This is a genomic window from Acidovorax sp. 100, assembly GCF_003688355.1.
Lineage (GTDB): Bacteria > Pseudomonadota > Gammaproteobacteria > Burkholderiales > Burkholderiaceae_C > Acidovorax > Acidovorax delafieldii.
This window is the reverse complement of sequence record NZ_REFD01000001.1, coordinates 2,865,350-2,878,008: the sequence shown is the minus strand read 5'-3', so window position 1 is coordinate 2,878,008 and position 12,659 is coordinate 2,865,350. Positions and strand designations below refer to the sequence as shown.

Sequence of the window (12,659 nt, the reverse complement as noted above, 5' to 3'; positions counted from 1 at the left end):
TGACACCCCGCAGCCAGCCGTACTCAACGAGCAGCGAGTGCCTGAGCAATGGCTTTGCCCACATCCTGCGTGCTGCCCGTGCCGCCCAGGTCCGGGGTGCGCGGAGCACCACTGCCGGGTTGCAACACGGCTTCGATAGCGGCCAGAACGGCGTCGTGCGCGGCGCGATAACCCAGGAAGTCCAGCATCATTGCGCCGCACCAGATCTGCCCGATGGGGTTGGCGATGCCCTTGCCCGCGATGTCGGGCGCCGAACCATGCACCGGCTCAAACAGCGACGGCATGGTGCGCGTGGGGTTGAGGTTGGCGCTGGGCGCGATGCCGATGGTGCCGGTGCACGCAGGTCCCAAGTCCGAGAGGATGTCGCCAAACAGGTTGCTGGCGACCACTACATCAAAGAAGTCCGGCCGTTGCACGAAGTGGGCGGTGAGGATGTCGATGTGGAACTTGTCCACCGTCACATCGGGGTAGGCCTTGGCCATCTCGGCCACGCGCTCGTCCCAGTAGGGCATGGTGATGGCGATGCCGTTGGACTTGGTGGCGCTGGTCAGGTGCTTCTTGGGGCGCGACTGGGCCAGTTCAAACGCAAACTTCAGCACACGGTCCACGCCGTGGCGCGACATCACTGTCTCCTGCATCACGATCTCACGCGGAGTGCCTTCGTACATGCGGCCACCGATGCTGGAGTATTCGCCTTCGGTGTTCTCGCGCACGATCAGCATGTCGATCTCGCCGGGCAGGCGCGGGCTGCCGTCTCGGCGCACCACAGGGGCGATCACGCCTGGCATGAGGCGCGCGGGCCGAAGGTTGATGTACTGATCGAACTCGCGGCGGAACAGCAGCAGCGAGCCCCAGAGCGAGACATGGTCAGCGATCTTGTCGGGCCAGCCCACCGCGCCGAAGTAAATGGCCTCATGGCCGCTGATCTGGTCCTTCCAGTTATCGGGCAGCATCTTGCCGTGCTTTTCGTAGTAGTCCCAGCTCGAAAAGTCGAAGTGGTCGAAATGCAGGTCAATGCCAAACTTGCGGGCGGCCTCGTCCAGAACGCGGAGGCCCTCGGGCATGACCTCTTTGCCAATGCCGTCACCGGCAATGACTGCAATGCGATGCTTCGCCATTCAGATGCTCCTGAAAATATAGCTGCCTGCGCTTATTCATCCAGCGCTCCAGGCATCAAAGACTTGAAAACTATTTGACGCGTGCCCGGATCTCGGGCAACGCCTTCTGCAGGTAGTACACCATCGACCAGACGGTGAGTACCGCCGAGGCCCAGATGAGCCAGGTGCCCCACACGCCGGTATCGATCACGCCAAACAGGCGCCCGTCGTACAGCAGAAAGGGGATGGCCAGCATCTGCACCGTGGTCTTGACCTTGCCGATCATGTGCACGGCCACGCTCTTGCTGGCGCCGATCTGCGCCATCCACTCGCGAAGGGCCGAGATCGCGATCTCGCGGCCGATGATGATGAGCGCCACAAACACGTCGGCACGTTGCAGGTGCACCAGCACCAGGAGCGACGCACACACCAGAAACTTGTCGGCCACCGGGTCCAGAAAAGCCCCGAAGGACGAGGTCTGGTTGAGCTTGCGGGCCAGGTAGCCGTCCAGCCAGTCGGTGGCCGCGAACACCACGAACATCACGGTGGCGATGAGATTGCGCGTGGCCGGGTCCAGCGGTGCGTAGAACACCCCCACGATCAAAGGTATCGCGACGATGCGCGTCCAGGTCATCAAGGTGGGGATAGTCCAGAACATGGCGGCGATTGTGTCACGGCGCGGCCGTGGAACGGCACATGGGGCTTATCTCAATGCCTTGTAAATTTCTTCTGCCAATTCATGCGAGATGCCATCCACGGTGGCCAGGTCCTCCACGCTCGCGGATGCCACACCACGCACCCCGCCAAAACGTTGCAACAGTCGCGCTCGCTTCTTGGGCCCCACCCCCGCAATTTCTTCCAGTTGCCCGCCCCCCACGCGCACCTTGGCCCGTGCCGCGCGCATGCCGGTGATGGCAAAGCGGTGCGCCTCATCGCGGATCTGCGCCACCAGCATCAGCGCGGCCGAATCCTTGCCCAGGTAGACCTTCTCACGCCCGTCGGCGAACACCAGCTCTTCCAGGCCCACCTTGCGGCCCTCGCCCTTCTCGACCCCCACGATGCGGGTCAGGTCCAGCCCCAGTGCCGTGAACACCTCACGCGCCACGCCCACCTGGCCCTTGCCGCCGTCGATGAGCACCAGGTCTGGCAAACGTGCCTGGCCCTTGGGCCGGGCTGCGGCTTGCGCCTCGGGCGATTGCGCATAGTCGATGCCGCCCTCCTCGCGCTGCGCCTCCACCACCTTGCTGTAGCGGCGCGTGAGCACCTGGCGCATGGCGGCATAGTCGTCGCCCCCCGTGATGCCCTCGATCTTGTAGCGGCGGTATTCGCTGCTTTGCATCTTGTGGTGGTGAAACACCACACACGATGCCTGGGTGGATTCGCCTGCCGTGTGCGAGATGTCGAAACACTCGATGGTGAGCTGGTCCAGGTCTTCGGGCGGCAGGTCCAGCGCCTCTGCCAGCGCCCGCGTGCGGGCCTGCTGCGAGCCCTCCTCGGCCAGCAGACGGGCCAGTTGCAGATCGGCGTTTTTCTGCGCCATGTCCAGCCACGCGCGGCGCTGTTCGCGCGGCTGGTGGATAGCGTTCACGCGCAAGCCACTTTGTTCGGTCAGCGCGTCCAGCAAGGCCTTGTCCACCGGCACACTGGTCACCAGCAGCGGTGGCACGGGCACACCGATGTAGTGCTGGGCAATGAAGGCCTCCAGCACCAGGGCCTCCACGGGGCGAACCGGACGAGACGGGGTAGCCACCGTTTCATCCGCACCGTCCCCGCCCTCTTCTTCGAACACCGCCGCAGCGTCCTCGACATGCACCGGAAAGTACGGCCGGTCGCCCAGGTGGCGGCCACCGCGCACCATGGCCAGGTTCACGCAGGCGCGGCCACCTTGCACGCGCACCGCGAGGATGTCCACATCCTTGTCATCCACCGTCTCGATGGACTGCTGGTGCAGCACGCGCGACAGCGCCTGGATCTGGTTGCGCACCTCGGCAGCCTGCTCAAACTCCAGCTTGTCCGAGTGCGCCATCATCCGCGCCTCCATGGCTTGCAGCACCTCCTGCGTTTCACCACGCAGCAATGCCTCGGCGTGCTGCACGTCAGCCGCATAGGCCTCGGGCGAGATCAAGTCCACGCACGGCCCGGTGCAGCGCTTGATCTGGTACAGCAGGCAGGGCCGTGTGCGGTTGGCAAACACCGTGTCTTCGCAGGTGCGCAGCCGGAACACCTTTTGCAACAGCTGAATGGTTTCCTTCACCGCCCAGGCGCTTGGATAGGGGCCAAAGTAGCGGTGCTTCTTGTCCACCGCGCCCCGGTAGTAGGCCATGCGCGGAAACACCTGGCCCGGCGCATCGCCCCGCGTGTGGGCGCCCGGTGTGCCGGTGATCTTGAGGTAGGGATAGCTCTTGTCGTCGCGGAACAGGATGTTGAACTTGGGGTTCAACGTCTTGATGAGGTTGTTTTCCAGCAGCAGCGCCTCGGCCTCGGAGCGCACCACCGTGGTCTCCATGCGCACGATCTTGCTGACCATGTGACCGATGCGTGTGCCGCCATGGTTCTTCTGGAAGTAGCTGGACACCCGTCGCTTGAGGTTGAGCGCCTTGCCCACATACAACAGCGCATCCTGCGCGTCGAAATAGCGGTACACACCCGGCAGCGCGGGCAGCGCAGCCACCTGCGCCAGGAGTTCTTCGGAATGCACATCAGACATGGCGCGTATTGTGGCCCCGCGCGCAGCCTGCCCAATTCACTATCAAATAAATAGCTGCTAGCGCTTAACCATCAAGCGCCAGCGGCCATTTTCATCAAAACACCCGAATCATTCCGCCTCGATCTTCGAGGTCTTCACCACCGTGGCCCAGTTGGCCAGATCGGCCTTCACCTTGTCACCCAGCTGCGCAGGGGTCTGGTAGTCCGCCGTGGCACCCTGCTCCTGCGCCTTTTGCTGGAAAGCCAGGTTCTGCACCACGGTGCGGATGTCGGCCGTGAGTTTGTCCACCACGGCCTTGGGCACGGCGGCCGGGGCAAACACGGCAAACCACGAGGTGGCATCGACTCTGGGGTAGCCGGCCTCGGCCGTGGTGGGCACGTCGGGCAGGCTGGGCAGGCGCTGTTTGCCCGTCACGGCCAGCACGCGCAGTTTGCCGCTGGCAATGTGGGGCATGAAGGGAGGCGCGGTGCCAAAAGTCAGGTCCACCTGGCCGCCCAGAAGGTCCTGCAGTGCGGGGCCCGTGCCCTTATAGGGCACGTGGACCATCTTGATGGCGCCCTGCTGCTCCAGCATGGCACCGGTCACGTGCTGCAGCGAGCCGTTGCCCGACGAGGCATAGTTGAGCTTGCCGGGGTGGGCCTTGGCGTAGGCGATCAGCTCGGGCAGCGTTTTCACCGGCAGGTCGGCACGCACCACGATGATCTGCGGGGCCGAGATCACGTTGGCCACGGGTTGGAAGTCACCCTGCTCCCACTGCTTTTGTTTGGTGATGTGGGGCGAGATGACGTGGTAGCCCGAGTACTGCATCAGCAGCGTGTAGCCATCGGCCTCGGCCCGCTTGACGGCGCTGGCCGCGATGTTGCCGTTGCCCCCGCCCTTGTTGTCTGCGATGACCGATTGGCCCAGCACCGGCGCAAGCGCCTGCGCCAGCATGCGGGCCGACAGGTCGGTAGTGCCACCGGCGGCGGTGGGCACCACCAGGGTCACATTCTTGGACGGGTAGGCGCCCTGCGCCGCTGCGAGGCCGATGAAGCCGGTGGCCAGCGCGGTCAGGGCGAGGGTGGTGAACTGCTTGCGGGTGGTTTTCATGAAAGGGATGTCTCCGTCGTTGTCGTTGTTGTCAAAAAATCTGAGTTGCGAGAAGCAGGAAGGCACAGAGAAAGCACCCGGTCAATCGACCGTGGCGCCCGTGTCCTTGACCACGCGGCTCCACTTGGGCAGGTCGGACTGCACCAGCGCCGCCAGCTGCGCCGCCGTGCCCTTGAAGGGCTCGCAGCCCACGGTGGCCAGCTTGTCCACCACGTCCTTGTGCTCCAGCGCGCGCGCCACCTCGGCCTGCAGCTGCGCCACGATGGGCGCGGGCGTGCCAGCCGGGGCAAACAGCGCATACCACGGCGCCTGGCCAAAGCCCTTGATCGTCTCGCCAATGGTGGGCGCATCGGGCAGCGCGGCCACGCGCTTTTCATTGACCACCCCCAGCACCTTGAGCTTGCCTGCCTTGATGAACGCAATGGCTGACGGCAGGCTTTGCACCGACAGCGGCACTTGCCCGCCCACCACGTCCGTGGCGGCTGCCGCCGAACCCTTGTACGGAATGTGCTGCAGCTGGATGCCCGCCGCCTTTTGCAGCATCTCGCCAATCAGGTGGTTCAGCGTGCCGTTGCCCGCCGAGGCAATCGAATACTTGCCGGGGCTGGCCTTGGCCAAAGCCACCATTTCGGCCACGGTGTTGGCCGGGAAGGATGGATGCGCCACCAGCACATAGCCCGCCGTGGCCACAGGCGCCACGGGCGCGAAGTCCTTGACCGGATCGAACCCCGGGTTCTTGTACAGCGCAGGGCCAATCACATGGGCGCTGTCGGCCGTCAGCAGCAGGGTGTAGCCATCATTGCGCGCGCGGGCCGTGGCGCCGGTGGCCAGGGTGCCGCCCGCACCAGGGCGGTTGTCCACGATCACGCTCTGGCCCAGCTGCTCGCTGAGTTTTTGCGCCACCACGCGCGCAATGGCGTCGTTGGCACCACCCGCAGCCTGGGGCACGACCACGGTGATGGGCTTGGAGGGGTATTTGTCCTGCGCCCCCGCTGCGAAGGCAGCGGAGCACAACACGGCGGCGGTGAAGATGCGGCGGGACAGTGGGGCGGGGAAAGTCATGGCTTTTGTCTCCTGGTGTTATGTATGAATGCAGGCTCGCCCGCATTCAGCGGGCCAGCGCTCTGTCGCGAATGGCCTCGAAATCGGCAGGCACCGGGTGCAGCGCCAGGCGCGGGCCCGCCTTGGCGATCTGGCTGGGAATGTCGTGGCCGATCAACGCAGGCAGTTGCTGCGCAGCGGCCACCAGTTGTGCCAGATCCACCCCGGTGTCATAGCCCATCAGCGCCAGCGCATGCACGATCTCCTCGCTGCACACATTGCCGCTAGCGCCCGGCGCATAGGGGCAGCCGCCCAGGCCGCCCAGCGAGGCGTCGAACCGGTCTGCGCCTGCGTCAATGGCCGCCAGCACATTGGCCAGCCCCATGCCGCGCGTGTTATGGAAATGCAGGGTGAACTCCACCCCCGGCCAGCGCGCGCGGGCTGCCGCCGTGAGCTGGTGCACCTGCGTGGGGTAGGCCATGCCCGTGGTGTCGCACAGCGTGACGCCGCGCACACCCAGGTCCACAAAACGCTGCACCCAGCCGAACACATCGGCCTGTGCCACATCGCCTTCCATGGGGCAGCCGAACACGCAGGACAGCGACACATTCACCGCCACGTTGGCGCCCTGCGCCAGGGCCACCACCTGCGCCAGCGCCGCGAACGACTGTTCCTGCGTCATGCGCAGGTTGGCCAGATTGTGGGTAGCGCTGACCGACATCACCAGGTTCAGCTCGTCCGTGCGCGACTCGATGGCGCGCTCGGCGCCGCGCAGGTTGGGTACCAGCGCGGTGTAGACCGCGCCGGGGCGGCGGGTGATCTCGCGCATCACGACCTCGGCGTCTTTGAGCGCAGGAATGGCCGTCGGCGAGGTGAACGAGGTCACCTCGATCTTGGCCAGGCCTGCCGCCGACAGCGCATTGCACAGCGCGATCTTGTCGGCTGTGGGCACAAAGGCCTTTTCCATCTGCAGGCCGTCGCGCAGGCCGACTTCCTGCATGTGGATGCGGCGGCCTGCGCCCTGCCATACCGTGTTGGATGCAGTCATTGAATCACCCCCTTGCTGCGCAGCAGCGCGATCTGTTCGGCCGTCAAACCCACCTCGGCCAGCACCGCATCGGTGTCGTCGCCCAGGTGCGGCGCGCTGCTGCGGATGCTGCCCGGCGTGGCAGAGAGCTTGGGCACGATGCCCGGCACTTCTACGCTGTAGCCGTCGCGTGTCTGCTGGGTTAGCAGCATGTCGCGGGCGCGGTAGTGCGGGTCTTCGGCAATGTCTTTGGCGGTGTAGACCTTGCCCGCCGGCACGCGGGCGGCGCCCAATGCATCCAGCACGTGCTGCACAGTGCGCTGCGCGCTCCAGGCGCCAATGGCGGCGTCGATCTCTTCCACACGCGCCACGCGGCCGGTGTTGTTGGCGAGGTCCGGCGCGGCGCCCAGGTCCGGCCGGCCGATGGCGTCCATCAACCGCTTGAAGATGCTGTCGCCATTGCCCGCCACCAGCACCCAGCCGTCCGTGCAGGGGTAGGCGTTGCTCGGTGCAATGCCCGGCAGCGCGCTGCCTGCGGCCTCGCGGACGGCGCCGAAGGCGCTGTATTCGGGGATCAGGCTTTCCATCACGTTGAACACCGCCTCGTGCAGCGCCACGTCAATCACCTGGCCCTGGCCGCCGTTGACCTTGCGGTGGTACAGCGCCGTGAGCACGCCGATGGTGCCGTGCAGTGCCGCCAGCGTGTCGCCGATGGACACGCCCACACGCACCGGCACGCGGCCGGGCTCGCCCGTCAGGTGGCGTAGGCCGCCCATGGCTTCGCCGATGGCGCCAAAGCCTGGCAGGTCGCGGTACGGCCCCGTCTGGCCGTAGCCAGAGATGCGCAGCATCACGAGGCCGGGGTTGAGTTGGTGCAGCTCCTCGGGCGACATGCCCCAGCCTTCCAGCGTGCCGGGGCGGAAGTTCTCGACCAGCACATCGGCTTCTGCAATCAGCTGACGAGCGATGTCCTGCCCCTCCTTTTGCCGCAGGTCCAGCGCCACCGAGCGCTTGTTGCGCGACTGCACCTGCCACCAGACAGAAGTGCCTTCCTTGATCAGGCGCCAGTTGCGCAGCGGGTCGCCGGTCTCGGGCGCCTCGATCTTGATCACATCGGCGCCAAACTCGCCCAGCGTCTTGCCGCAGAAAGGCCCGGCAATGAGCTGGCCCATTTCGATGACGCGCACGCCTTGCAACGCGGCGGGGGAAGCAATGGAATCCATGGGTGGGGTTATCTCCTGCGGCCAGCCCCACGCCGGGGCGGCTCGGGGCGAATGATGCGCAGGGTGTGCGGGGCCGTAAATCGCTCAAGCAACAAGATGCCATCGCAAACCGGCATGGCAGCTTGTTACCATCAGGCCCCCATGAAACTTGACCCCGTCTCCCTGCGCCTGTTTGTGGCCGTGATGGAAGAAAGCACCATCGCTGCCGCCGCCGCGCGCGAGCACCTGGCCGCCTCGGCCGTGAGCCGCCGCCTGGCCGACCTGGAAGACGCGTTGCATGTGGCCCTGTTCACCCGCAGCAACAAGGGCACCGAGCCCACGGCCGCCGCATTTGCGCTGCTGAACCTGGCGCGCGGCGTACTGAATGACCTGGACGGCATCGCCACCCAGATGCGCGAATATGGCACCGGAGTGCGCGGCCACGTGCGCGTGGTGGCCAACATCTCGGCCATCACGCAGTTTTTGCCGGGGGAACTGCAGAGCTTTCTGGCACAACACCCGCAGGTGGATGTGCGGCTGCAGGAGCAGATCAGCAGCGCGATTGCGCATTCCGTGGCCGAGAACGCGGCCGACGTGGGCATCCTGAACGAAGGCCACTACGGCGAACGGGTGACGCTGCTGCCCTACCGCACCGACGAGCTGGTGCTGGTGGTACCCACCGGTCATGCGCTGGCGCGGCGCAAGTCCGTGCGGCTGGCAGACGCCCTGCCCTATGACTTTGTGGGCGCGCACCCCAACAGCGCCATCAACAACCAGCTCACCCGCGCATCCGCCGAGGCTGGCCTGCCGCTTCGACTGCGCATGCAGGTCACCAGCTACGACGCGCTGTGCCTCATGGTCAACGCCGGCCTGGGTGTGGGCGTGATGCCGCGCGGCAGTGCGCGGCTGTACCAGGGCGCGCTGCAGATCCGCACCGTCACCCTGAACGAGCCCTGGGCCCACCGCCGCCTGTCGCTGTGCGTGCGGTCGGAAGAATCCCTCTCCACCGTGGCCCGGCTGCTGGTGGACCACTTGCGCACCCAGCCCGCCACACCATGACCCCCGACCGCCAGCCCCTGCAGTGGGATGTGTTCTGCCGCGTGATCGACAACTTTGGCGACATTGGCGTGTGCTGGCGTCTGGTGGCGCAGCTGGCCGCGCTGGGCCACCGCGTGCGCCTGTGGGTGGACGACGCCTCGGCGCTGCAATGGATGGCCCCTGGGGGCTGCCCCGGGGTGGAGGTGCGGCCCTGGGGCGCGCCGCCGCCGGGCCCCAACGAGCCGCCACCCGATGTGATGGTGGAGGCCTTCGGCTGCGATATTGCTCCTGAATTCATAGCGTATAGCGCATATTCCACTAGCGCTTCTGGCCAAAATCGCTCCAAACCTGTCTGGATCAACCTGGAATACCTGTCTGCAGAGGCCTACGTCGCACGCACCCACCGCCTGCCGTCCCCCATCCTGTCCGGCCCGGCATCGGGGTGGACGCGCTGGTTTTTCTACCCCGGCTTCACCACCGGCACCGGCGGCCTCCTGCGCGAGCCCCATCTGATGGCGCGGCGCGAGGCCTTTGACCGCAGCGCCTGGCGCACGGAGCACCGGGCACTGTTTGGCAGGGGCGAAGAAATACCGGGCAGCCGCTGGGTGTCGCTGTTCTGCTACGAGCCCCCGGCGCTGGCCCACCTGCTGCAACAGTGTGCGCTGCAACCCACCGAGCTGCTGGTCACGCCTGGCCGCCCGGCCGCTGCTGTGCGGGCGACACTGGCCGAGCCCTCCGGAAACGAAGGAGGTCCGCAAGCGCATGACCAGCGGGGGCTGCTGTCCTTGTCCTACCTTCCCCACCGCCCCCAGCCAGCGTTTGATGAGATGCTGTGGGCCTGCGACTTCAATGCGGTGCGGGGCGAGGATTCGCTGGTGCGTGCGCTGTGGGCGGGTCAGGCCTTTGTCTGGCAGATCTACCCGCAGCACGACAACGCCCACCACGACAAGCTCTGGGCCTTTCTGGACTGGCTGCAGGCGCCTGCGTCGCTGCGGCAGTTCCACGCCACCTGGAACGGGCTGGACGCCGCGCCGCTGCAATGGCCGGACGACAACACGCTGGCAGAGTGGACCGCCTGCACCCTGGCTGCCCGTGCGCGCCTGCTGACGCAGGACAACCTCGTCGCACAACTTTTGGGCTTTGTCGCCGAAAAACGGTAAAATCCGAGGTTTTGCGCAAATCAGGTGCGGCATGTCAGTGCCTGCTCCCCGCGCACTTTCGCCGCAGAACATGCACCGGCGCGCAAACCAGATGGTTTGCCAGCCCGCGCGTTGAGCGGCCCCAACCCAAGCAACTTGCTATGAAAATCGCTCAAGAAATCCGCGCCGGCAACGTCATCATGCACGGCAAGGACCCCATGGTGGTCCTGAAGACCGAATACGCCCGCGGCGGCCGCGGTGCAGCCACCGTGCGCATGAAGCTCAAGAGCCTGATCGGCAACTTCGGCACCGAAGTCGTGTTCAAGGCCGACGACAAGATCGACAACGTGATCCTGGACAAGAAGGAGTGCACCTACTCCTACTTTGCCGACCCCATGTACGTGTGCATGGACACCGAGTACAACCAGTACGAAGTGGAAGCCGAAAACATGGGCGACTCGCTGAACTACCTGGAAGACGGCATGACCGTGGAAGTGGTGTTCTATGACGGCAAGGCCATCTCGGTCGAACTGCCCACCAGCGTCGAGCGCGAAATCACCTGGACGGAACCCGCCGTCAAGGGGGACACCTCCGGCAAGGTCATGAAGCCAGCCAAGATCGCCACCGGCTTCGAAGTGCCCGTGCCCCTGTTCGTCAGCCAAGGCGACAAGATCGAAATCGACACCCGCACTGGCGAATACCGCAAGCGCGTCTAAGGGCGGCAAGGGCTCGCTGCCCTCTCTCCCTCCCAGGAGATCCCCCAAAGAAAAAGGCTTCCCCCGGGAAGCCTTTTTTTATGATTCAGAGCCAATGCGCTAGTGCTGCATGGGTCTAACGCTATGAATTAAATAGCAATCAGATAGGTTGCGCCACCAGGTCGTGCCCCTGCACGCCCACGATACGTGCCTTGGTGAACTCCCCCACCTTGAGCTGCTTGCTGATTTTCTCGGGCGGCAGCAGCTGCACGGTGCCGTCGATCTCGGGCGCATCCGCATAAGTGCGGCCCCCCCCCCCCTTGCGGCCCAGGGCAGGGGCATGGTCCACCAGCACCTGCATGGTGGCCCCCACCCGGCGCTGCAGCCTGGCGATCGAGACCTCTTCCGCCACCGCCATGAAGCGGGCACGGCGCTCTTCGCGCACCTCCATCGGCAGCATGCCGGGCAGCTCGTTGGCCGCAGCACCATTCACATCGCTGTAGGCGAAGCAGCCCGCACGGTCAATCTGCGCCTCGCGCACGAAGTCGAGCAGGTGCTGGAACTCTTCTTCCGTCTCGCCCGGAAAGCCCGCAATGAAGGTGCTGCGGATGACCAGCTCGGGGCAGGCTTCGCGCCAGCGCAGGATGCGCTCCAGGTTGCGCTCGCCACTGGCGGGGCGCTTCATGCGCTTCAATACGTCAGGGTGGCTGTGCTGGAAAGGCACGTCCAGGTACGGCAGCACCTTGCCTGTGGCCATGAGTGGGATCACCTCGTCCACGCTGGGGTACGGGTACACATAGTGCAGGCGCACCCAGGCACCATAGGGTTCTGCAATCTCGCCCAGCGTCTGCACCAGCTCCAGCATGCGGGTCTTGACGGGCTTGCCGTCCCAGAAGCCCGTGCGGTACTTCACGTCCACGCCATAGGCCGAGGTGTCCTGGCTGATCACCAGCAACTCTTTCACACCGCCTTCAAACAAGGCCTTGGCCTCGCTCAGCACGTCGCCAATGGGGCGCGACACCAGATCGCCGCGCATGGACGGGATGATGCAGAAGGTACAACGGTGGTTGCAGCCTTCGCTGATCTTGAGGTAAGCGTAATGCTTGGGCGTGAGCTTGATGCCCGCGATGCCGAAGCTGCCGGGCACCAGGTCTACGAACGGGTCGTGGGGCTTGGGCAGGTTCAGGTGGACCGCATCCATCACCTCTTGCGTGGCATGGGGCCCGGTCACGGCCAGCACGCTGGGGTGCATCTGGCGCACCATGTTGCCGCCATCGTCACCCGTGCGGGCGCCCAGGCAGCCGGTGACGATGACCTTGCCGTTCTCGGCCAGGGCTTCGCCAATGGTGTCCAGGCTTTCTTTCACGGCATCGTCAATGAAGCCGCAGGTGTTGACGATGACCAGGTCTGCACCCTGGAAGGTCTTGGAGGTTTCGTAACCCTCGGCGCTCAGCTGCGTGAGGATCAGCTCGGAATCGGTCAGCGCCTTGGGGCATCCCAGGCTGACGAATCCGACTTTGGGTGTTTTGGTGGGGGCAATTGCTTCGCTCATATCCCCGTATTGTCCCAGTTCCGGCGTTGAGCGGTCAGGATTGCCGATTCATCGCAAGGTTTGCCACCTGCC

11 protein-coding genes are annotated in these 12,659 nt (G+C 65.4%); 3 read left to right on the top strand and 8 right to left on the bottom strand.

All coding sequences use genetic code 11. From position 1 onward, the window contains the following. Window positions 1-23: 23 nt before the first annotated feature. The 7 genes from C8C96_RS13270 to C8C96_RS13240 all read right to left on the bottom strand — a co-directional run bounded on the left by C8C96_RS13270 (window position 24) and on the right by C8C96_RS13240 (window position 8,184). Window positions 24-1,118 (bottom strand): tartrate dehydrogenase, encoded by a 1,095-nt coding sequence (locus C8C96_RS13270; protein ID WP_121942613.1) that lies wholly within the window; start codon window positions 1,116-1,118, stop codon window positions 24-26. Window positions 1,119-1,188: 70 nt separating this feature from the next. Then, the gene (pgsA, locus tag C8C96_RS13265) at window positions 1,189-1,755 is read right to left on the bottom strand and encodes a CDP-diacylglycerol--glycerol-3-phosphate 3-phosphatidyltransferase (protein ID WP_026436902.1); all 567 of its coding nucleotides are present in this window, start codon (window positions 1,753-1,755) and stop codon (window positions 1,189-1,191) included. A 45-nt stretch (window positions 1,756-1,800) separates the two neighbouring features. After that, on the bottom strand, window positions 1,801-3,804 hold the full coding sequence (gene uvrC, locus C8C96_RS13260) for an excinuclease ABC subunit UvrC (protein ID WP_056746627.1): 2,004 nt from the start codon (window positions 3,802-3,804) through the stop codon (window positions 1,801-1,803). A 108-nt stretch (window positions 3,805-3,912) separates the two neighbouring features. Continuing rightward, window positions 3,913-4,893: a tripartite tricarboxylate transporter substrate binding protein gene (locus C8C96_RS13255; RefSeq protein ID WP_121942612.1), complete on the bottom strand. Its 981-nt coding sequence runs from the start codon at window positions 4,891-4,893 to the stop codon at window positions 3,913-3,915. Window positions 4,894-4,974: 81 nt separating this feature from the next. Then, a complete protein-coding gene (locus tag C8C96_RS13250; protein ID WP_121942611.1) occupies window positions 4,975-5,955 on the bottom strand; it encodes a tripartite tricarboxylate transporter substrate binding protein in 981 nt (326 codons plus the stop codon). 46 nt (window positions 5,956-6,001) lie between these two features. After that, entirely contained in the window at window positions 6,002-6,982 is a 981-nt protein-coding gene (locus C8C96_RS13245) for a hydroxymethylglutaryl-CoA lyase (protein WP_121942610.1), read from the bottom strand. After that, window positions 6,979-8,184, bottom strand: a complete 1,206-nt coding sequence (locus C8C96_RS13240; RefSeq protein ID WP_121942609.1) for a CaiB/BaiF CoA-transferase family protein — start codon at window positions 8,182-8,184, stop codon at window positions 6,979-6,981. The genes C8C96_RS13245 and C8C96_RS13240 overlap by 4 nt, the downstream gene beginning before the upstream one ends. Before the next feature lie 141 nt (window positions 8,185-8,325). On the opposite strand from C8C96_RS13240, the gene C8C96_RS13235 reads away from it, so the two are divergent. The 3 genes from C8C96_RS13235 to efp all read left to right on the top strand — a co-directional run bounded on the left by C8C96_RS13235 (window position 8,326) and on the right by efp (window position 11,056). Next, complete coding sequence (locus C8C96_RS13235) at window positions 8,326-9,222, top strand: LysR family transcriptional regulator (protein WP_056064190.1); 897 nt, start codon at window positions 8,326-8,328, stop codon at window positions 9,220-9,222. Beyond that, window positions 9,219-10,361 (top strand): elongation factor P maturation arginine rhamnosyltransferase EarP, encoded by a 1,143-nt coding sequence (earP, locus tag C8C96_RS13230; RefSeq protein ID WP_121942608.1) that lies wholly within the window; start codon window positions 9,219-9,221, stop codon window positions 10,359-10,361. The genes C8C96_RS13235 and earP overlap by 4 nt, the downstream gene beginning before the upstream one ends. Before the next feature lie 140 nt (window positions 10,362-10,501). Continuing rightward, window positions 10,502-11,056, top strand: coding sequence for an elongation factor P (gene efp / locus C8C96_RS13225; RefSeq protein ID WP_008906801.1), 555 nt, complete (start codon window positions 10,502-10,504; stop codon window positions 11,054-11,056). 139 nt (window positions 11,057-11,195) lie between these two features. Here the strand turns inward: efp and rimO are convergent, their stop codons facing one another. Continuing rightward, window positions 11,196-12,587 (bottom strand): 30S ribosomal protein S12 methylthiotransferase RimO, encoded by a 1,392-nt coding sequence (rimO, locus tag C8C96_RS13220; protein ID WP_121942607.1) that lies wholly within the window; start codon window positions 12,585-12,587, stop codon window positions 11,196-11,198. Between the last annotated feature and the right edge of the window lie 72 nt (window positions 12,588-12,659).